We start from the raw sequence: 20,237 nt of genomic DNA on the forward strand, positions 1-20,237 counted from the left end.
GAACGAACGTTAAAGATCATTGAGCGTCGGCACCACCCCACGACCTCAGGAGGAGTTCCCTTGACGGTGTTGGCCAGCGGCACCTGGCCGACGAGCGCGCCGGGCACCGGAACGCGGAGCGGGCGGTGGAGGCGAGCGGGGCCGACGACTTCCGGTGGCGGTACCCGCGACACTCGGCCTCAAAGGGGACGAGGGTTCGCGTTCATCTGGGGCTCTTACGGTGCGTGAGTGATCGTGAAACCCGAGGCATGGCGGCCCATGCGCGCGGTGGCGCTCGGCGGGATCGCGGTCAGCGTCGCGCTGATGGTCCTGACCGGGCTGCTGCGGCCGCCGGCCGCCGTGCCCGCCATGGACGGCCCCGGCCTGCTCCCGAGTCCGGGCTGGACGCTCACCCCCGACCTGTCGGTCACCGCCCTGCTCTGGACCGCGATGATCGTCGGGACGCTCGGCACGGCCGCGGGGCTGCTGGCCGTCCGCTGGGGCTGGAAGCCGCGGACCCGGCAGATCATGATCGGGGCGCTGGTGGCGGTCGGGCTGCTGGTCGCGGTGCCGCCGATGGGCACCACCGACCCGATGCACTACGCCGTCTACGGCCGGATGGCGGTGCTGGGGCACAACCCGCACGTCCTGACGCCCGCGGAGTTCCGGATCACCGGCGACCCGGTCGGCGTGTTCGCGCCGCGCGAGTGGGAGAACCTGCCCTCGGTCTACGGGCCGGTCGCTACGGGGGCGCAGTGGGCGGCCTCGAAGCTGGGCGGCGAGTCGGCCGCGTGGACCGTGCTCTGGCTCAAGATCTGGAACGGCCTGGCCTTCCTCGCGGTCGCGCTGTGCCTGGCCCGGCTGGCGGGGACGCGGCAGGCCCGCGTCCACCTGCTGTGGACGCTCAACCCGCTGCTGCTCTGGGCGCTGATCGGCGGCGCCCATGTGGACGGCCTGTCCGCCGCGCTGGCCGTCGGCGCGCTGACGATGGCGCACCTGGCCGGACGCCGGCCGACCGGCCGGGCCGCGCTCGCCCGGGTCGCGACGGCCGGTGCGCTGCTCGGGGCCGCCGCCGCGGTCAAGCTGCCCTACGCGCTCATCGGCGTGGGCGTGTTCTGGATGCTGCGGCGCTCGCCGAGGGCCCTGGCGACGGCGGCGGGCGCGGCGGCGGCCGTGCTGGTCGCGACGTACTCGATGGTCGGCACGGCGGCGATCGAGGCGGTGGTGAACCGGGGGACGCTGCCGTCCTGGAACACGCCGTGGAAGCTGCTGCTCCCCGGGGAGGGCCCGGCGCCGCCCTGGCTTTCGGGGGCCGCGCTCATGCTGGCGCTGCTCGTCGGCCTGGTCCTGCTCCGGCTGCCGTCGGGCGAATCGTCCTGGCTGCGTCCCACCCTGGCCCTGTGCCTGGCCTGGGTGATCACCACGCCGGTCTACTACCCGTGGTACGAGGCGCTGGTCTTTCCCCTCGTCGCCCTGGCGCCCGCGTCCCGGCTCGACTGGCTGCAGCTGGCCCGCGCCCTGGTCGCCACCCTCGGCGCCCTGCCCGGCGTCGTGTTCCGCCTGGGCGACTCGTGGCTGCGCGCGGCCGTCTTCCAGGGGCCGCTGCCCTCGGTGGTGTCGGTCGCGCTGCTGATCCTCCTCCTGCTGCTCCTGACGAACGCCCTGGTCACGCCGCGACGGCGGCGTCATCTGCCGCGCCCGCTCGTCCCGGCGTACGGTGGGCCGGTCAGGGACCTGCGCTGGACGCGCGACCGCGCCCCGGCGGGCCGCTCGAAGTAGCGGGAACCGAGGCCGGCGGATCGGTCGAGTACGGGGTGAACCCACTTTGGAGGGGACCCCCTGTGAACAAACGTGATACGCGGTGAACGCCGCCGTGGAGAGCGACGCGGCGCTCCTGGAGGAGTCGCTGGCCCGGCCGGAGCGCTTCGCGCTCCTGTTCGACCGGCACAGCGACGAGATCTACCGGTATGTGGCCCGGAGGCTCGGTCCCGAGACGGCCGAGGACGTCGTCGCCGAGACCTTCCTGACCGCCTTCCGCAAACGCGCCGGCTACGACACCGAACGGCCCGACGCCCGTCCCTGGCTCTACGGGATCGCCACGCATGCCGTGCGCGAGCACCGGCGGGCCGAGGTGCGGCGCAACCGCGCCCTGGCCAAGGTCAACCCGCAGGGCGAGGCGGAGCCCTTCGACGAGCGCAGCGACGCCAAGCTGACCGCGCAGCGGCTCCAGCCGGAGCTCGCGGCGGTCCTGGCGCGCCTGTCGTCCCCCGAACGCGATCTGCTGCTGCTGGTCGCCTGGGCCGAGCTCAGCTACGAGGAGGCGGCCCGCGCGCTCGGCGTCCCCGTCGGGACGGTCAGGTCCCGGCTGCACCGGCTTCGCAAGAAGGTCCGCAAAGCGCTCGGCGGCACCGACCCGATGGCGACCAGCGAGGAGTCCCTGGCATGACCAACGACGAGATCACCCTGTTCCGCGAGGCCCGTCCGGACGTCGCCCCCTACGACGACGGCGCCCGGGCCCGGGCGCGCGCCCTGCTGGTCGACCCGCCCGCCGCGCCCCGGCGGATGCCCCGGCGGCGCCTGGTGACGGCGGCCGCCCTGCCCGCCGCGCTGGCGGTGGGACTCACCGTCCTCCAGGTCGCCGGGTCCGACGAGCGCACGACGCCCGGTCCCACGTCCTCTCCCGGGACCGGGCCGGGCCGCACGTTCCAGCCCATGCCGGCGCCCACGGCCATGAAGCCCGTCGCCAACGCCCTGGACCTGGCCAACAACGCGGCCGTCCGGGCGGCGGGCCAGCCGGGCTTCCGGCCGAGGTCCGACCAGTGGGTCTACGTGAAGACGATCATCGCGGACTCGTCGAAGGGACAGGGGGGCAGGCTGTTCGGCCCTCCCGACCGGAGAACGACGCTGGAGGACTGGCAGCGGGCCGACGGCCTGGGCGAGGCCGAGTTCGACGGCGACGGCAAGCTCGAGGTACGCATGCTGACCCGCGAGCAGATGCTGAGCGTCAGCCCGCGCGACGACTACCAGTACGTGCTGTCGCTGCCGGACACGGCGAACGCGCTGTACGCCCACGTCACCAAGGCGGTCGCCGATGAGGCCGAAACGGGGGCCCCCACCGACGACGCCGACGATCGCGCCTTCCACTTCCTCCGGAGCTACATCGACGACTACGTCCTGCCGCCGAAGCTGCGGGCGGCGATGTACGGGGCGCTGGCCCTGGTACCCGGCGTCGAATACACCAGCGAATCCAACGACATCCTCGGGCGGAAGGCCGTGACGCTCTACCGGGAGGCGAACGACGTCCGCGACGAGATCTTCGTCGACCCGAAGACCTACGAGTACCTGGGCGACCGGTCCGTCGCCGTGCGCGGCTACACAACGGACTCGCTTGACCGGGGGGTCGAGCACATCGAGAAGGGGACCATCCTCGGCTGGGGCGGCCGCTCGGTCTCCGGCCTGGTCGACAAGCCGGGGCAGCGGCTCTGAGACCGATTCCCCAGGGCCGGGAGTGGCTGGTGGGTGGCCACTCCCGGCGTTTCGGGGAAGGATCAGGACTTGGTGATCTTGACGTTGTCGACGGCGGCCTCGATCAGGCTCGCGGTGCCGGCGTCGGCGGCGTCGACCACGATGCGGACCGACTGGCCCGCGTAGGGGGTCAGGTCATACGTCGCGGACTGCCAGGACGCGGTCCTGGTGGTCGCGGCGCCCGCCTGGTTGAGGACGACGCTGCTCCCGTTCGGCCCGACGACGCGGACGCGGAGGTAGTCCGCGCTCGTGGCGTTGTTGAGGTGGGCCAGGTAGTACTGGAAGCTCAGCGACAGCGTGCCGGACGGAAGCGCGATCTCCGGGGACTGGATGGTGCTGACGCCGCCGTCCAGGTCGTAGTCGCCCGCGCTGGCACCGGCGCTGGCGCCGGTCACCAGGTCGGTGGTCCCGCCGGCCGCGGCCAGCTGGGTCACCGTGGTGCCGTAGGTGGTCCGCTGGGGCGCGCCGCGCTGGAACGCCCCGTTGGTGGCGGTGTCGGTGCCGGACGGGTTGGCCTGCCAGCCCTTGTCGGTCTCCAGGCCGTCGTCGAACACGACGTCGCCGGGCGTGCCGCCGACGGTCAGCGTGTAGTTGGCGGTGCGGTCGACGGACGCGCCGTCACCGGTGACCTTGATCGTGTAGGTGCCCGCGGCGGTGCCCGAGGGCACGTTCACGGTCATCGTGGACGAGCCGCCCGACTGGATCGTCGACGGCGAGAACGAGGCCGTCGGGCCCGAGGGCGTGCTGGTCGCCGAGAGCGACACCGACTGCGCGCTGCCCGAGGTGATCTGCGTCTTGACGCTGGAGGTCACCGACTGGCCCGCCTGGGCGCTGCCGGACGCGGGGTCCAGCGACAGCGAGTAGTCGTTCTGCTGGGTGCCGCCGCCCGCCAGCGTCCACACCGAGTGGGCGATGGCGTCGGAGTTGCGGTCCAGCGCGGTGTCGTTGATGTTGCTGGAGGTGTCGCACGACTGGTGGTAGCACCGGTCGAACGCCACTCCGGCGGTGCCGCCCCACAGTTGCTGCTGCGCGGTGGTCATGCGGCCCTCGGCGCCGGTGAAGGTGCCTCCGGCGGGAATGCCCGCGCGGATGAAGGGGCCGTAGTCCGAGCGTCCGTCGAAGTCAGTGCCGCGCGTCGGCACGTTGATGCCCGCGAAGTAGCCCTCGATGACCTTCTCGATCTCCGCCGAGCCCGCCGGGCCGGGGCCCGAGCCGGTGCCGTCGGAGTTGTCGCCGTCGTAGACGAAGTAACCGGGGTTGGGCGAGCCGACCATGTCGAAGTTCAGGTAGCCCTTGACCTTCGACCGCTCGGTGGAGGGCAGGTTCTGGACGTAGTAGTTCGAGCCGATCAGCCCGAGCTCCTCGGCGCCCCACCACGCGAAGCGCAGGTGCTTCTCAGGCTTGTAGTTCTCCCGGGCCACGGCCAGCGCGGTCTCCAGGACGGCCGCCGTGCCGGAGCCGTTGTCGTTGATGCCGGGCCCCGCGCTGACGCTGTCGAGGTGCGCGCCGGTCATCAGGATCTGGTTGGGGTCGCCCCCGGGCCAGTCGGCGATCACGTTCCAGCCCGTGGCGCCGTTGTAGGTGAACTGCTGGAGCGCGGTGGTGTACCCGGCGGCGTCCAGCTTGGCCTTGACGTAGTCGGCCGAGGCCTTGAAGCCGGGACGGCCGTGGGCGCGGTTGCCGCCGTTGTTGTTGGCGATCGTCTGCAGCTGCGTCAGGTGGGCCTTGACGTTGGTCAATGAGATGTCCGGTGCGGCTTGGACGCTCGTCGCGGAGGGGGTGGCCAGGGCCGAGTTGGCCGTCGGCACCGCGAGAGCGACCGCACCGGCCGCCGCGATGGCGGCGATCAGGCGCGATTTCATGAAGGGTGTTCCTCCAGTCGGGGGAGGCGCGGCCGTACGGGGCGGAGGGAGTCCTCCGCCCCGTACGGCCCGGCGCCGGTCAGGACTTGGTGATCTTGATGTTGTCGATGCCGGCCTCGATGAGGCTCGCGGTTCCGGCGTCGGCGGTGTCGACCACGATGCGGACGGTCTGGCCCGCGTAGGAGGTCAGGTCGTAGTTGGCGCCCTGCCACGTGCCCGAGCGGGTCGTGGCGCCGGCCGCCTGGTTGAGGGCGACGCTGCTTCCGTTGGGCCCGACGACGCGGACGCGGAAGTAGTCCGCGCTGGTCGCGTTGTTGAGGTGGGCCAGGTACCACTGGAAGTTCAGCGTGAGCGTCCCGGACGGGAGGGCGATCTCCGGCGACTGGACGCTGGTCACGCCGCCGTCCAGGTCGTAGTCGCCCGCGCTGGCACCGGCGGTGGCGCCGGTCACCAGGTCGTTGCTGCCGCCGGCGGCGGCGAGCTGCAGGACCGTCGTGCCGTAGGTGGTCCGCTGGGCGACCCCGCGCTGGAAGGCGCCGGTCGTGGCGGTGTCGGTGCCGGCCGGGTTGACCTTCCAGCCCTTGTCGGTCTCCAGGTCGTCCTGGAAGACCACGTCGCCGGGCGTGCCGCCGACGGTCAGCGTGTAGGTCGCGGTGCGGTCGACCTTGGCGCCGTCACCGAGCACGTTGATCTTGTATTCGCCCGCGGCCGTGCCCGCGGGGACGCTGACGGTCATGGTGGACGAGCCGCCGGACTGGACCGAGGCCGGCGAGAACGACGCCGTCGGGCCGGCCGGCGAGCTGGTCGCCGAGAGCGTCACCGTCTGGGCCGCGCCCGAGGTGATCTGCGTCTTGACGCTGGAGGTCACCGACTGGCCCGCCTGGGCGGAACCGGCCGCCGGGTCGAGAGTCATTGAGAAGTCGTCCTGCGTGGTGCCGCAGGCGGCCTCGCCGGACTGGGCCGGGACGCTGACCGCGCTCCAGGCCGCCTTGACGGCGTTGCACTCGGTGGCCGAGTTCGGGAAGAGCTGGACGGCCGCGGCGACGGTCTCCAGGCGAGCCCGCGCGTGGCTCCAGGCCGTCACCTTGCGGTTGAGGCCCTCCATGAAGATCTTGCCGGCCTTCTGCACGCCGATGCCCGTGACCGTGGAGTTGTTGCAGGTCGGGCTGTTGGGCTTGCCGTTGCCGGGGTTCGAGCCCTCGGCCAGCAGGTAGAACCAGTGGTTCTGCGGACCGGCGGCCGCGTGCACCTCGGTGTTGGGGATCTGCGAGGTGTAGCAGTTCGGGTCGCCCAGCGCGGAGGGGTCGTACATGTTGCGGATCGGACCGCTGCCGACCAGGTCGACCTCCTCGCCGACCAGGTAGTCCGGCGGGTCGAGCGACTCCGGCTCGTTCATGTAGAACTCGGTCAGCGCACCGAAGATGTCGCCGGCCGACTCGTTCAGGCCGCCCTTCTCGTTCCCGTTACCGCCGCTGGAGCCACCGGGCGTGAACTGGAAGATGGCGTGACCGTACTCGTGCGCGACGACGTCGGTCGGGGTGACCTGCTTGGTCCCGGCCGAGTTGCGGCCGAAGTTGGTGTAGCTGCCGTTCCAGTACGCGTTGGCCTGGTTCAGGCCGACGCGCGCGGGGAAGGCGCCGCCGTTGCCGTTGAAGCCGTTGCGGCCCAGCCACTGGCTGAGCATGTCCCATTCCTTCTGGGCGGCGTAGAGGGCGTCGACGCAGGCGGTCTCCAGGTCGGTGCCGCTGCCGTTGCCCCAGGCGCTGTCGGGGCCGGTGAAGGTGGAACCGTTCTGGCCGCCACAGCGGAGACCGGACCGGGTCGTGTCCTCCATCGAGGTCGCGCTGGTGGCGACGTCCACGGTGCCGTGGTAGAAGCTGCGGTCGTCGGCGGCGGCGTGCGTCACCTCGTCCCACGTGCTGGTGACCCTGCCGTTCTTGGCGTCGACGAAGACGTGGAGCTTGGCCTCGTGGCCGTCCTTGTGGGCGCCGGACACGACCGTCTCGTAGGCGAGCTTGCCGCCGCCGTCGGCGAGGACGACCAGGCGCGGTGTGGAGGTGCCGGTCACCTTGCTGACCTTGGCGCGCGAGGTGCGCGCGGCGTCCGCGGCGGAGATGGACGCCTTGGTGCCGACCGACAGCGTCTCGCGCTGGGAGACGGTGGTGCTGAGCACACCGCCGCTGGCGTTGGTGACGACGACGAAGTCGCCGCCGTGGACCGGGAGGCCCTTGTAGGTCCGGTCGTAGGAAACGTACTGGAGCCCGTTGGCGCCGGAGACGACCCCGCGCCGGACGATCTTGTCCTGGTTCGAGCGGCGGAACGGGGCGGGCTTGGCCGCGACCAGGCGGTCGGCGGCGGCCACGGCCGCGGTCCTGGGATCGGGTTTGGCGGGTACTGCGGGGGTGGTGGGGGCGGCGGCCCAGGTAGCCGGGGCCGCCATCGCCACGGCGAGGCTCGCGGCTGTCGCCACGGCCCCGATCGCGGTCTTGGATCTCACAGAAGTGCTCCTTCTACGCCTGCCGGGTGGGCGTGAGCGCGCGTGGATCCTTGTGGGATCACTCCACACGGTCACGACAGCCGACGATCAAGGGACGGGTCCCGTCCGGGGGTTCGGGATGCGGGGCGATGCGGGGCGCATCTGTGGCTCCCGTTGCGGGGTGACGGGTTTGCCGCGCGTAACGGGGATTCTGACCCGTTCCCGCACGACTGGTGGGGGTTCGACCCTTCTGTATGAGTGTCGTCAGAAGTGCACCGTGGCCGCCCCCTCCCGTCAATGAGTCGAGATGGGTCTGGATTTTCAATGTTGATAAATTAAGGTCTTGAAAATCCACAGGGTCGACGGAATTGAGGACCGTCCGAAACCCCCGCCCGCGGGGTGGCCGGGCATGCCGCCAGGGCGACCCGTGTGACCTCGGGAGTGCTCAGAGTCGCCAGGACAAGGGAGCCAGAGGGCTCAGAACCCCTTGTCAACCCGGACATCGTTACAGGGATCGCACGTTCGGCCGTTCGAGCGACCCGGTTTTCAACCGCCCGAAACAGCTTTCCAAGGCTTTCATGGACCTCTGGGCGACCGGATCGGGCCAGCTGCATTCAGTCCATTGACGCCGCGAATGTCACGTTCCATTCGCATCCCTTGATCGACAGAGAAGGGCGCGGCGGAAAATGGAAACCATTCCCACGCAGTTTATGCCCGCGTCAGATGCCCCGCAACGGCGGCGAGCGACTTCCGAGTGGCGCCCCCACCCGAGGTGGGGGCGCTCGGCGTCACTCGTATTCGGTGCCGTTCTTGCGCGTGAGGTAGGCGGGAGAGACGAACTTGCCGATCGCGCGGCCTCCGGTGACCGGGCTGTAGCGAGCCGTCGCCGTGCGCACCACCAGACCCTCGCGCAGGTGGGCGTTCGCGCCGGACACCGTCTCGCGACCCGTGGCCAGGCCGAGCAGGACGTCCGCGTCGTAGGGACCGGAGTACAGCTCGGGCACGCGCGGCAGGCCGATCTCGTCCAGCACCCCGGCCAGCTCGGCCGGGTCGAGCCAGCGGACCGCGCCGTCGGCGCCCTCGACCGCGATGTCGAACACCGCGTATCCGGGGCGCTCGCCCCTGCCGATCGCGCCGTAGCCGAGGTCCTGCACGCCCTTGCCGAAGACCTCGCCGAACACGCCGACCCGGCCGGTGCCGAGCGCCTCGGCGACGCGGGCCGCCGCGGCGGGCACGCCGTGCGCCTCGACCGCGCGCCAGTAGAGGTTGGACGGGCTGTGCCTGATCGCGAGCCGCTTGCCGCTGAACCCCTTGGACGAGACGAAGGTCTCGCCGCCCGCGAACGTGAGCGCGCACGCGGTGCCGTGGATCTTCTCGGTGGCGACCACCGGCTCGCCGGGCTCGAAGAGGGACGGGTAGCGCTTGATGTCCTCGATGTCGATCCACGGGACGAGGCCGGGCGCCGCGATCATCTCCCCCTCCATGTGGACGGGGATCGGCGGCACCCACTTGGTGACGCCGAGTTCGGCGGCGAAGTCACGTCCCTCCGCGTGCGCCGCGGCCAGGTCGGTGCCGTTCACCTCGGCGGGGCTGCAGACGATGCCCTGGGACAGCTCGCCGCGCAGCCGGACGGCCTTGACCCGGTTCTTCCCCGAACCGGCCAGCTTTCCGGTCAGGCCGAGCTCGTCGATCAGGTCGTCCGGCAGGACGGACCCCTCGGGGATGTAGAGAGCCCAGTCGCCCGTCCGGTACCGGCCCTTGGCGACGACGGCGCGGTAGAGCCCGACCTGGGCGAGCTCAAGGGCGTCGGCGTTGTCGTGCGGGTGGACGGTCAGCCGTTCGGCGGTCACGCGCAGCGTGGACATCTCTCTGCCTTCCCTGGGGTGATCTCCTTTTCAGGCTCCCAACGCGGGAAGGCACCGGGCAACGCGTTTTCGGTCGCGTCCGGTCAGGGCGCGGGCGCGAGCTCGCGGACGGCGTCCGACAGATGGTCGTAGATGGCGAACAGCTTGTCGACGCAGGTGATCTCGAAGATCAGCCTGACCCGGTCGGGCAGGGCGACCAGGGCGAAGGCGACCCCGCGTTCGGCGGCGTGCCGGTGCGCGGCGACCAGGGTGCTCAACCCGGTGGAGTCGAAGAAGGTGACGGCGTTCATGTCGACGAGCACCGGAAGCCGGTCGGCGTCGACGAGCCGGACGAGCTCCTCGCGCAGCGCGGTCGCGGTGGTGAGGTCGATCTCGCCGTGCACCAGGAGCAGCGTGTACCGATCGCAGGGCGCCACATAGGTTCTGAGGTTCATGCGCGGACCTCACTCGGGGTCATGGGCGCGGGCTGGGATCGCGGCCTTGGCATAGTGCCGGGAGGCACGCGGCACCGGTCCGCGACCGGAACAACCAGTACTCATGGTATCCGGCCGGACACTTCACCCGACGGGCGCCGGGTCACCGATCGCGGCCAGGTCCGGACGGCCCGGCCGACCGGGTGTGACCGCGCCGTGACTTGCGGGGACGATCGTTGCGCACCCGCGACGGTGCAGGCGATGGGAGGACCCGGTGGCGCTGGCCGAGGACGAGAGGCTGGCCCTGGCTCTGGTCGAGCTGGCCGACACGATGAACCCGGACTTCGATCCGGCCGAGCATCTGCGGGCGCTGGCACGGCGCGGCGCGGAGCTGCCGGCCGTCGCGGCGTCGGGCCTGGTCCTGTCCGGGGAGGACGGCGTGCCGCGCTTCGCGGCGGCGTCGGACGCGCGGGCCCGGGAGGTGGTCCGGGCCGAGCTGCGCGCGGGGACGGGGCCGTCGCTGGACTGCCTGCGCGACGGCGGGCGCGTGGTTTCGCGCGATCTGGACGCCGACCGGGACCGCTGGCCCGGGGTTGCCGAGTCCGCCCTGGAGGCGGGGTTCGCGACGGCCGCCGCCCTGCCGATGCGCCTGCGCGACGAGGTCATCGGCGCGCTGACGCTGTTCGGCGCCGTCCCGTCCGGCCTGGACGACCGGGCGCTGCGCCTCGGGCGGGCGCTGGCCGACATGGCCACCATCGGCATCCTCCAGCGGCGCGCGCGCCGGGAGAGCGACCTGGTCACCGAGCAGCTGCGGGCCGCGCTGAACAGCAGGGTGATCATCGAGCAGGCCAAGGGGGTGCTCGCGGCCCGGCACGGCATCGGGGTGGAGGCGGCGTTCGAGCTGCTGCGCAGGCGTGCCCGCGACAACAACCTGCGGCTGACGGCGGTCGCGGCCGAGGTGGTCGAGGGCACCGCCGGATCGGCTCCGGGCCCCTAGCACGGGAGCGTGGCCTCGCGGTTAAGCACGGCTTGGTGCCCTTCGGGGAGGCTTGGCCCTTCCCAAAGCTCGCGTTAGGCTCTTTCGCAAGAACCTGCCGCGACTCCCGGCGGCGGGTCGAAAAATCACCCGGCTTGGTGTCGACCGCTCCAGACCCCGGCGGTGCTCCCTGTTCAGCAGGCGGAGGCTCGGTGGAGCGACCAGATCCCCAGCGGACGCCCCAAGGCGCCCGGCGCCGTACTCCCCTGCTCTCGCGACGCCCTTCGGTGCGCGACCGCCAGAGCGGCGCACCGTCGGCGGATCGTGCGGGGCGGCTCCCCTCCCGCTGCCCGTCCATTCCGCCCCGGACGGCAGGCGCAGGCCGCCCCGCTCCGATCCCCCCGTTTTCACGGGCGAGCGCCGCAGGGACACGCTCACCTGCACCGCCGACGAGACCGCGCCCTGAGCGAGGCACTTCGTGACAGCGGCCGCGAGCGAAGCCTGTCCGCCTGACCCCAGAGTAGGCCGACCGGGGCCGACCGCACCACGCTCCCCTCGAACCGTTCCCCTGGGCGCAGCGTCGCGCCCGGAAGTGAGAGAAATGTCCATGTGCGTCACGGGCTGGCCGGTGCCGAACGACCGGACCGCCCCCGCCACCGCCCGCGAGCTGATCCGCGACACCCTGCGCAGCTGGGGGTTGCACCGCGAGGCCGACGACATCGTCCTGCTGGCCAGCGAGCTGGTGACCAACGCGGTGGTGCACGGCCGCCCGCCGGTTCACCTGCGGCTCCAGATCGACCCCGACGGGCGCACGCTGCTGTGCGAGGTGGCCGACGCCGATCCGCGCCCCCCTGACCCGGGCCCGGGGGGCGCGTTCGAGGAGCACGGTCACGGGCTGGTCCTGGTGCGGGCGCTCTCGTCCGCGCAGGGCTGGCGGGCCACCGACTCGGGCAAGGTCGTGTGGTTCGCCAGCGCGCTCGGGGCGCGCGGCCGGTCGCCCGGACGGCCGTTCTGAGCCCGTCCGGGTGACCGGAACCGGTCAGCGCCGCGCGGTCACCCGCGTGGGCAGCGAGGCGAAGCCCCGGTCGTTGGACGACCGGACGCGCCGCGCGCGCTTCGGGTCGATCTCGTAGTCCGCGACGACGTCCACGATCTCCTGGAGCGCGACGCGCGCCTCCAGCCGGCCGAGGTTGGCGCCGAGACAGTGGTGCCTCCCGCTGCCGAAGGCGAGCGAGGGACCGGTGTCGCGGTCGAGGTCGTACCGGGACGGGTCGGCGAACACCTCGGGGTCGCGGTTGGCGGCCCCGGCGAGCAGGAGCACGCGGGACCCGGCCGGGATCGTCACGCCGTGCAGCTCGACGTCCTCGGTGGTGCCGCGGGCCAGGGCCTGGCTCGGCGGGTCGTACCTGAGGGTCTCCTCGATCCAGTCGTCGACGCGTCCCGAGAACGCCTTGGCGCGCTCCGCCGGGTTCGCCCACGCCGCGTGCCAGGCATTGCCGAGCAGCAGCATCGAGGTCTCGATGCCCGCCCCGACCAGCAGGATCAGCACGCCCACGATCTCTTCGGGCGTCAGCCGGTCGTCGCCCTCGGCCGCGTCCAGCAGGCCCGACAGCAGGTCGTCGCGGCGCCGGCCGGCCCGCTCGATCGTCAGCTCGGTGTAGTAGCCGACCAGCGCCCCGATGGCGGCCAGCGCCTCGGGCGGCAGGTCGTTGACCGGCCCCTCGGACTCCTCGTCGCGATACATGATCGCCATGCCGAGCTCGCGGACCCGGTCGCGGTCGGCCTCGGGCACGCCGACCAGCTCGGACACGACGTCGGTCGGGAACCTGGCGGCGAAGCCGGTCATCATGTCGAACTCGTCCCCGTCCAGCAGGGGGTCGAGGTAGGAGCGCGCCATCTCGCGGAGCCGGGGTTCGAGCGCCCTGACCCGGTTCTGGGTGAAGGCCCGCGAGACCAGCCCGCGCATCCGCGTGTGCTTGGGCGGGTCCATGGCGACGAACGAGAAGAACCGCTCGGCCTCGGGCCCCCAGAAGGCCGGCTCGATGCGGATGCCGTTCACACTGGAGAACCGGTCGGCGTCGCGCAGCGCCGCCGTCACGTCGGCATGGCGCGACAGCGCGTAGAAATCATCGGTGTCATTCCGGTAGACCGGCGACTCCTCGCGCAACCGGGCGTACACCGGATACGGATCGTCCTGAATTTCAAAGTCGAACGGACTGTAGAACAGGTCCATTCCCGTCCTCCGGATCGTCAGGTCCACAACGGATCGATGATGTCCCCTTCCGAACCGGGACGCCACCCACCCGCCACCCCTGGCCTGATGTGGGCGAACTCCGCCGCGGAAGGGCACAATGGGACGATCCGCGTCCGCGACGGGGGAGGTTTCTCTTGGACACAGGACCCGTTCCTCGCGGGATCGACCCGAACAAGCCGCATCCCGCGCGCCGGTACAACTACTGGCTCGACGGCAAGGACAATTTCGCGGCCGATCGCGAATCGGCCGAAGTGGTCGCCGAGGGGTTCCCGACGATCAAGCTGGCCGCCCTGGAGAACCGCAGATTCCTGCGGCGCGCGGTGTCGTATCTGGCGGCGGAGGCGGGGGTCCGGCAGTTCCTCGACATCGGCACGGGGCTCCCGTCGGCGGGGAACGTGCACGAGGTCGCCCAGGCGATCGCCCCCGAATCGCGGATCGTCTACGTCGACAACGACCCGATCGTCCTGGTCCACGCCCGGGCGCTGCTCGCCAGCGCGCCCGAGGGGGCGACGGCCTATCTGGACGCCGACCTGCTCGACCCCCGGAGCATCCTGGACCACCCCGAACTGCACGCGACGCTCGACCTGACCCGGCCGGTGGCGCTGATGCTCGTGGCGATCATGCACTTCGTCACCGACGACCAGGGGCCCTACGAGATCTTCGGGACGCTGCGCGACGCGCTGCCGTCCGGCAGCCACATCGTGCTGACCCACGCGACCGGCGACCACCTCACGCCGGAGGAGCGCGAGTTCAACGACGACGCCAACAAGCGCAGCGGGGTGCCCTTCCGGCTGCGGTCGGCGCAGGAGTTCGCGCGCTTCTTCACCGGCCTCGACGTCCTCGAACCGGGCCTGGGCTCGGTCGTCGACTGGCGTCCCGAGGTCCCTCCGTCGCACCGCCCCTCAGTCGAGGACGTCTCCATGCTCTGCGGCGTCGCCCGCGTCCCCTAGGGAGGGCGCCGCGGCGGGCGCGCGGCCCGCCGCGACGCGTGCCGGTCAGTTGGGCAGCCCGTAGCCCTCGCACTTGGGCTTGAATCCGGGAACGTTGGGGCCGAGGGCGTTCAGGACGTTCTGCATCGTCGGGCCGTCGTTGAACATGCCGACATGGCCGACCCAGTTACCGGGGCACTGGTCCTGCGCCACGATGTTGGTGGCGGCGGGCCCGTTGAGGTGGCCGTTGGTGTACGGGGTGACGACGCGGTCGTTCCTGGTCGTGAGGGTGACGTACCGGGGTCCGCTGACGGTGTCCCCGTCGGCCCACAGCCGCTTCTGGAAGTCCGACCCCTGTTCCTGCTGGACCAGGCCGGGCGCCCCGAGGTGGGTCAGGACGGTGTTGGCGAACCCCAGGACGTTCAGCGCCTGGCCGAGGTTGACCAGCCCGTTGAGCGTGGTGCCGTGGTTGCTGGGCGCCAGCGCCACCATGGTGCGGACCTTGGCCGCCCCGCCGAGCCGCTTGATGTAGTAGTTCGGCATCATGCCGCCCTGCGAGTGGCCGACGACGTCGACCTTCCTGGCCTTGGTGGCGGCCAGGACCCTGTCGACGAAGGCGTCCATCGTCCTGGCTCCGGCGGCGATGTCGCCCATGCCGCCGACGCGGCCCGCCGAGAACCAGGCCATGCCGTAGTTGAACCCGTAGACGCAGTACCCGGCGTTGGCGAGCATGGGTGAGAGCACGGCGTAGTTCGCGCCGAGGTTGACGCCGGTCGCGTGCACCAGGACCACCGGTTCGGGGTGCTCGGCGCTCGGCTCGCAGTCCCAGTCGTTGGCGCCCGCGACCGCGCCGGGGCTCGCGAGGAAGTTGGCGAGGGCCGTCCCCAGGTTGCCGACGGGGTATTCGGTGGCGGCGGTGGCCGGAGCCGGACCGGCGATTCCGGTCGCGCCGAGCGCGGCGGTGGCGAGGCAGACGGTGGCGGCGCGCCGGAGACGTGCGGACGACCGGCGGCGGGCGAGCGCGGAGTTCATGAGGCTCCCGGGGGGTGGGGGGCGGGCCGCGATCGCCGCGGGATCGCGGCTCTGGCCTGCCATGACGGGGTTCCGCAAGTGATTACTTAGCGGAAGATTGCCCGTACAGTAACCCCGGTCACAAATTCCGACAAGACCTCTATTCGATTATTGATCTAAAAGGACAATCCGGCCCGCTCAGTTGTCCAGACGGTGGGCGCCGGGCGCGGGGGTGGCGGCGAGGAAGCTGGGAGGCGGGAGGCCCTTGCCGGTGTAGGCGGTCTCGACGGCCGCGCGCACGGCGGCGGCGCGAGACCGCTCCACCAGGGCGATCACCGATCCGCCGAACCCGCCGCCGACCATCCGCCCGCCCAGCGCCCCGGCGCGTTCCGCGGCCTCGACGGCCAGGTCGGCCTCGGGCCAGGACACCTCGTAGTCGTCGCGCAGCGAGGCGTGCGAGGCGGTCAGCAGCGGCCCGACGGCGCGCGGATCGCCCGCCGTGAGCCGCTCGACCGTGGCCAGGACGCGCTCGTTCTCGGTGCCGACGTGCCGGATCCGGCGGTCGAGCACCGGGTCGCCCGTGCGAGTCCCGGCCGGGAGGCCGGTCAGCGACGCGACGCCCAGGAGGCTCGCGGCCCGGACGCACTCCTCGCGCCGGACCCGGTAGTCGCTGCTCGCGTGGGTGTGGGTCACGCCGGTGTCGACGATCAGGAGCTCCAGGCCCGCCGCCGCCAGGTCGAACGGCACCGGGCGGCCGCTCATGTCGGCGGTGTCGATCAGCACGGCATGGCCCTCGAGGCTCAGCAGCGAGGCGCTCTGGTCGAGGATGCCGGTGGGGACGCCCGCGAAGTCGTTCTCGGCGCGCTGGGCCACCCGCGCCAGCTCGGGACGGGTGAGCCCCAGCCCGAACAGGTCGTTCAGCGCCGACGCGACGGCCGCCTCCAGCGCCGCGGACGACGAGAGGCCCGCGCCTTCGGGGAGGTCGGAGTCCAACTCGATGGTGACTCCCCCGATCGGGTGGCCGTCCTCGCGCAGCACCCACGGCACGCCCACCGCGTAGGCGGCCCAGCCGTCCGGGCGGCCGGGACGCAGCCCGTCGAGCGGCACCGCCACCCGGTCGGGACGCCGCGTGCTGCGCACCTCGACGATCCCGTCGCCGCGCGAGGTCACCTCGGCCGTGACGCCCCACGGAACCGCGAAGGGCAGGACGAGCCCGCCGTTGTAGTCGGTGTGCTCGCCGATCAGGTTGACCCGGCCCGGAGCCCGCCATCCGCTCTTCATCGATCGTTACCAGTCTCTATCGATCAGTATTAATCATTAATGATAAGGTAACGGTCACTAGGGAAGGAAGCGGGCAGTGACGGACGCACGCACCAGATTCGCCGCCGAGCGCCACGAGCAGATCCTGCGGCTGCTGCGCGAGCGCGGCGCGATGTCACTGCACGCCCTCGCGACCGCGATCGACGCGTCCGAGGTGACGGTCCGGCGCGACCTGCGCGCGCTGGAGGAGCGCGGCCTGCTCGACCGCAGCCGGGGCGGCGCCGCCCCGCTCGGCGGCCCGGCCAGCGAGCCCACCTACCGGCAGAAGGCCACCGTCGCCGTCCCCGAGAAGGCCGCCATCGCCGCGGCCGCCGCCGCGCTGGTCGGCCCCGACGACGCGATCGTGATCGGCCCCGGCACCACCACCGAGCGGCTGGCGCTCCGCCTGGCCGGTCTCGGCGGACTCACCGTGATCACCAACTCGCTGCTGGTCGCCGGGGCGCTGGCCGGGCCGCGCGACCCACGCGTCGTGCTGACCGGCGGCACCCTGCGCGGCGCGACCCACGCCCTGGTCGGCGGGACGGCCGAGCGCTTCCTGGCCACCGTCCGGGTGCACCGCGCGTTCGTCTCGGGCAACGGCCTCACCGCCGAGCGCGGCCTGTCCACCCCGAGCCTCCAGGTCGCCGAGGCCGACCGCGCCATCGCGGCCACGGCCCGCGAGGTCGTCGTGCTGGCCGACCACACCAAGATCGGCACCGACGCGCTCTTCCAGACCGTCCCGCCCGGCCGCATCACCCACCTGTTCACCGACCCGCACGCCGCGCGCGCCGATCTCCAAGCCCTCACCGCCGCGGGGACCGCCGTCCACATCACGGAGCCGTCATGACCATCGCCGCCTCGCACCCGGGACGGACCAGCCTCCGGCTCGCCGACGGCCGGGAGCTGATCTACTTCGACGACGTGTCCGGGCTGGATCGCTCCACCCCCGACCCCAGGCCGCTTCCCCCGCGCGACCCGCGTCCCGAACTGCGCCACGACCCCGTCTACGACGAGTGGATCGCCGTCGCCGCGCACCGCCAGACGCGCACGTTCCTGCCCGCGCCCGACGCGTGCCCGCTGTGCCCCGGCGGGCCGGACAGCGAGATCCCCGCGCCCGGCTACCACGTGGTCAGCTTCGAGAACCGCTTCCCGTCGCTGGGCGGACCGGCGGGCGGCCGGTGCGAGGTGGTCTGCTTCACCGACGACCACGACTCCTCGTTCGCCCGGTTGCCCGCCGACCGCCTGCCCACGGTGGCCCGCGCCTTCGCCGACCGCACCCGCGAACTCGGCGCGCTGCCCGGCGTCCAGGAGGTCTTCGTCTTCGAGAACCGGGGCACCGAGATCGGCGCCACGCTCCAGCACCCGCACGGCCAGATCTACGCCTTCCCCTACCTGACGCCCAAGACCGACCGGCTGCTGCGCGTCGCCGAGCGGGGCTGCGCGTTCTGCGCGGCGGCCGCCCGCGAGGCCGAGGACGAGCGCGTCGTCGGCCGCACCGAGCACTTCGTCGCCTTCGTGCCCCGGGCCGCCCGGTGGCCCTACCAGGTGCACATCGTGCCGTTCGCGCACGTCCCGGACCTGCCCGCGCTGGACGACGCCCGCGCGGCCGAGCTGATGGGCCTGTACGCCGACGTCCTCGGCCGGTTCGAGCGGCTCTTCCCCGACCCCGCGCCCTACATGGCGTGCTGGCACCAGGCACCCGTCTCCACCGGCCGCGACCTGGCCCATCTGTGGATCGAGGTCTTCTCCCCGCGCCGCGCCGCCGACAAGCTCAAGTACCTGGCCTCGGTCGAGTCGGGGGCGGGCGCCTTCATCACCGACGTCCTCCCCGAGACCGCCGCCGCGCGCCTGCGCGACGCCTGACCGGAGCCCGGGAGCCGGTCATCCGGTGACCGATCGCGCTCCCGGGACGGTCCGCAGGGCGCGGACCTGCGCACTTGGCACGATGTGGCCGGGCCATAACGATCATGGTCAGACGTGAAAATTTCGCGGAAAATTCGCGGTCCCCTCACCCCCAACCAGCGGTGCACAACACCTAGACCACCTGGGAAAACGGCCGACACGAGCCCCGTGACCAGGCGTTCGCGGCTGGGTAACGGTTAAGACTCTTGCTATATATGACTCTTGAACTGGTACGGACCAGCTCCTATTGTCGTGGCACGCGCGTTTCTGTTCAAAGATGAGGTGAAGCGCGCACAATCCTTCATGTCCGCGAGGAGGAGCGAGCAGCGGCCGACGCCGCTCACTGGCCGAACCGCACCCGAGACCGGCACCCGGACCACCAATCCGGACGTGACGGACCCAAGGGCTGACGGATCAGGCGGATCGATCATCGTTCGGGCACGCGCGCGGTGTGCACCGACGTAGAGCCGGAAAAAGGCGGGACACATGAAACGGCACCTCATGGGCGCCATCACCGCGGGCCTGGTCGTGGCCCTCGGTGTGAGCGGATGCGGCAAGGGCAGTTCGTCGAGCGAGGGCGACGGCGACGGCAAGACCATCAAGTTCGTCGCGGCGATCTACGACGACAACACCAAGCCCTACTGGGAAGGTCTGATCAAGGACTTCGAGTCCAAGAACTCCGGGTACAAGGTGAACCTGGAGATGGTCGACTGGACCCAGATGGACGCCAAGGTCAAGACCTACGTCCAGACCAAGCAGGTCCCCGACGTCCTGAACTACAACGCCTTCTCCGACTTCGCCCGTGACGGCCTGATCTACAAGGCGTCCGAGGTGGTCTCGCCGCAGGTGCTCAGCGACTTCACGCCCACGTTCGTCGAGCAGGCCAAGTACAAGGGCGAGCAGTACGGCCTGCCGTTCATCTCCAGCGCGCGGCTGCTGTTCTACAACAAGGCCCTGTTCAAGAAGGCCGGGCTGAACGCGCCGCCCAAGACCTTCGACGAGGTCAAGTCGTACGCCGAGAAGATCAAGAAGGGCGGGGCGATCGGCTACGGCCTGCCGCTCGGCCCCGAGGAGTCGCAGGCGGAGTTCTACTCCTGGGCGATGAACAACGGCGGCGGCTGGGTGGACGCGTCCGGCAAGTGGGCCATCGACCAGCCCGCCAACGTCGACACCCTCACCACGCTCAAGGACCTGACCAAGTCGGGCCTGACCCAGCCGAACCCCGAGACCACCGACCGCAAGACGGTGTTCAACCAGTTCGCGCAGGGACGCATCGGCATGGCCATCGGCGGCCCGTTCACCAAGGCCGGCTTCATCGACCCGGTGAACAAGAGCCTGGACTTCGGCGTCGCGCCGCTGCCCAGCAAGTCGGGCACCGAGCACAACACGCTGGGCGTGATGGACGTCCTGGCCGCGTTCAAGAAGGGCGACGGCAAGAACAAGGACGGCGTCACCAAGTTCCTCAACCACTTCTACCAGGCCGAGAACACCTCCAAGTTCCTCAAGACCGAGGGCTTCCTGCCGGTGACCAAGTCGGCCGGCGACGCGCTCAGCGCCGATCCGTACTTCAAGCAGTTCGTCGACGCGCTGCCGACCTCCAAGTTCGCCCCCACCGGCAACCCGTCGTGGACGGCGGTCGCGGGCGCGGTCAAGCAGAGCCTGGGCACCGCGGTCGCCAACGAGGACCCGAAGAAGGTCCTGACGAGCATCCAGAAGACGGCCGAGAAGAGCGGCTGAGTTGTCGGA

General features: G+C 71.5%; 16 protein-coding genes. 9 read left to right on the forward strand and 7 right to left on the reverse strand.

Annotation, left to right across the window (positions count from 1 at the left end):
- The first annotated feature begins 228 nt into the window (after positions 1-228).
- From ACQPY4_RS34965 to ACQPY4_RS34975, 3 genes are all read left to right on the forward strand, one after another.
- Positions 229-1,758 carry a hypothetical protein gene (locus ACQPY4_RS34965; RefSeq protein WP_433328413.1) on the forward strand — a complete coding sequence of 510 codons (1,530 nt, stop codon included), beginning with the start codon at positions 229-231 and terminating at the stop codon, positions 1,756-1,758.
- Between the two features lie 82 nt (positions 1,759-1,840).
- A complete protein-coding gene (locus ACQPY4_RS34970; RefSeq protein WP_433328415.1) occupies positions 1,841-2,425 on the forward strand; it encodes an RNA polymerase sigma factor in 585 nt (194 codons plus the stop codon).
- A complete protein-coding gene (locus ACQPY4_RS34975) occupies positions 2,422-3,465 on the forward strand; it encodes a CU044_5270 family protein (RefSeq protein ID WP_433328417.1) in 1,044 nt (347 codons plus the stop codon). Before ACQPY4_RS34970 ends, ACQPY4_RS34975 begins: the two co-directional genes overlap by 4 nt.
- Positions 3,466-3,527: 62 nt before the next feature.
- Here ACQPY4_RS34975 and ACQPY4_RS34980 read toward each other — a convergent pair whose 3' ends face one another.
- The 4 genes from ACQPY4_RS34980 to ACQPY4_RS34995 all read right to left on the reverse strand — a co-directional run bounded on the left by ACQPY4_RS34980 (position 3,528) and on the right by ACQPY4_RS34995 (position 10,141).
- Entirely contained in the window at positions 3,528-5,366 is a 1,839-nt protein-coding gene (locus ACQPY4_RS34980; RefSeq protein WP_433328419.1) for a M28 family peptidase, read from the reverse strand.
- Positions 5,367-5,445: 79 nt separating this feature from the next.
- Positions 5,446-7,863, reverse strand: coding sequence for a M4 family metallopeptidase (locus tag ACQPY4_RS34985; RefSeq protein WP_433328421.1), 2,418 nt, complete (start codon positions 7,861-7,863; stop codon positions 5,446-5,448).
- 767 nt (positions 7,864-8,630) lie between these two features.
- A complete protein-coding gene (locus tag ACQPY4_RS34990) occupies positions 8,631-9,707 on the reverse strand; it encodes an RNA ligase (ATP) (protein ID WP_433328423.1) in 1,077 nt (358 codons plus the stop codon).
- Between the two features lie 83 nt (positions 9,708-9,790).
- On the reverse strand, positions 9,791-10,141 hold the full coding sequence (locus ACQPY4_RS34995; protein WP_433328425.1) for an STAS domain-containing protein: 351 nt from the start codon (positions 10,139-10,141) through the stop codon (positions 9,791-9,793).
- A gap of 253 nt (positions 10,142-10,394) precedes the next feature.
- Here ACQPY4_RS34995 and ACQPY4_RS35000 point away from each other — a divergent pair, with 253 nt between their 5' ends.
- On the forward strand, positions 10,395-11,117 hold the full coding sequence (locus ACQPY4_RS35000; protein ID WP_433328427.1) for a GAF and ANTAR domain-containing protein: 723 nt from the start codon (positions 10,395-10,397) through the stop codon (positions 11,115-11,117).
- A gap of 580 nt (positions 11,118-11,697) precedes the next feature.
- On the forward strand, positions 11,698-12,111 hold the full coding sequence (locus ACQPY4_RS35005; protein WP_433328429.1) for an ATP-binding protein: 414 nt from the start codon (positions 11,698-11,700) through the stop codon (positions 12,109-12,111).
- A gap of 24 nt (positions 12,112-12,135) precedes the next feature.
- On the opposite strand, the gene ACQPY4_RS35010 is transcribed toward ACQPY4_RS35005, so the two are convergent.
- The gene (locus tag ACQPY4_RS35010; protein ID WP_433328431.1) at positions 12,136-13,329 is read right to left on the reverse strand and encodes a cytochrome P450; all 1,194 of its coding nucleotides are present in this window, start codon (positions 13,327-13,329) and stop codon (positions 12,136-12,138) included.
- A 155-nt stretch (positions 13,330-13,484) separates the two neighbouring features.
- Between ACQPY4_RS35010 and ACQPY4_RS35015 the strand changes: the two genes are divergently transcribed.
- Positions 13,485-14,300, forward strand: a complete 816-nt coding sequence (locus ACQPY4_RS35015; protein ID WP_433328433.1) for an SAM-dependent methyltransferase — start codon at positions 13,485-13,487, stop codon at positions 14,298-14,300.
- A gap of 45 nt (positions 14,301-14,345) precedes the next feature.
- Here the strand turns inward: ACQPY4_RS35015 and ACQPY4_RS35020 are convergent, their stop codons facing one another.
- Complete coding sequence (locus tag ACQPY4_RS35020; protein WP_433328435.1) at positions 14,346-15,311, reverse strand: esterase/lipase family protein; 966 nt, start codon at positions 15,309-15,311, stop codon at positions 14,346-14,348.
- Between the two features lie 177 nt (positions 15,312-15,488).
- Positions 15,489-16,571, reverse strand: coding sequence for a galactokinase (galK, locus tag ACQPY4_RS35025; protein WP_433328437.1), 1,083 nt, complete (start codon positions 16,569-16,571; stop codon positions 15,489-15,491).
- A 76-nt stretch (positions 16,572-16,647) separates the two neighbouring features.
- Between galK and ACQPY4_RS35030 the strand changes: the two genes are divergently transcribed.
- The 3 genes from ACQPY4_RS35030 to ACQPY4_RS35040 all read left to right on the forward strand — a co-directional run bounded on the left by ACQPY4_RS35030 (position 16,648) and on the right by ACQPY4_RS35040 (position 20,228).
- Positions 16,648-17,436 (forward strand): DeoR/GlpR family DNA-binding transcription regulator, encoded by a 789-nt coding sequence (locus ACQPY4_RS35030; RefSeq protein ID WP_433328439.1) that lies wholly within the window; start codon positions 16,648-16,650, stop codon positions 17,434-17,436.
- Entirely contained in the window at positions 17,433-18,452 is a 1,020-nt protein-coding gene (gene galT / locus ACQPY4_RS35035; RefSeq protein WP_433328441.1) for a galactose-1-phosphate uridylyltransferase, read from the forward strand. The genes ACQPY4_RS35030 and galT overlap by 4 nt, the downstream gene beginning before the upstream one ends.
- Positions 18,453-18,977: 525 nt before the next feature.
- On the forward strand, positions 18,978-20,228 hold the full coding sequence (locus ACQPY4_RS35040) for an extracellular solute-binding protein (RefSeq protein ID WP_433328443.1): 1,251 nt from the start codon (positions 18,978-18,980) through the stop codon (positions 20,226-20,228).
- Positions 20,229-20,237 lie beyond the last annotated feature (9 nt).

The sequence above is a fragment of the Spirillospora sp. CA-294931 genome (genome assembly GCF_050946795.1).
Lineage (GTDB): Bacteria > Actinomycetota > Actinomycetes > Streptosporangiales > Streptosporangiaceae > Spirillospora.

Excerpts from the sequence above, each read along its gene's own strand:
- ACQPY4_RS34980 (WP_433328419.1), bottom strand. The coding sequence starts at position 5,366 with ATGAAATCGCGCCTGATCGCCGCCATCGCGGCGGCCGGTGCGGTCGCT.
- galK (WP_433328437.1), bottom strand. The coding sequence starts at position 16,571 with ATGAAGAGCGGATGGCGGGCTCCGGGCCGGGTCAACCTGATCGGCGAG.
- ACQPY4_RS35020 (WP_433328435.1), bottom strand. The coding sequence starts at position 15,311 with ATGAACTCCGCGCTCGCCCGCCGCCGGTCGTCCGCACGTCTCCGGCGC.
- ACQPY4_RS34995 (WP_433328425.1), bottom strand. The coding sequence starts at position 10,141 with ATGAACCTCAGAACCTATGTGGCGCCCTGCGATCGGTACACGCTGCTC.
- ACQPY4_RS35040 (WP_433328443.1), top strand. The coding sequence starts at position 18,978 with ATGAAACGGCACCTCATGGGCGCCATCACCGCGGGCCTGGTCGTGGCC.
- ACQPY4_RS35010 (WP_433328431.1), bottom strand. The coding sequence starts at position 13,329 with ATGGACCTGTTCTACAGTCCGTTCGACTTTGAAATTCAGGACGATCCG.
- ACQPY4_RS35005 (WP_433328429.1), top strand. The coding sequence starts at position 11,698 with ATGTCCATGTGCGTCACGGGCTGGCCGGTGCCGAACGACCGGACCGCC.
- galT (WP_433328441.1), top strand. The coding sequence starts at position 17,433 with ATGACCATCGCCGCCTCGCACCCGGGACGGACCAGCCTCCGGCTCGCC.
- ACQPY4_RS34990 (WP_433328423.1), bottom strand. The coding sequence starts at position 9,707 with ATGTCCACGCTGCGCGTGACCGCCGAACGGCTGACCGTCCACCCGCAC.
- ACQPY4_RS34975 (WP_433328417.1), top strand. The coding sequence starts at position 2,422 with ATGACCAACGACGAGATCACCCTGTTCCGCGAGGCCCGTCCGGACGTC.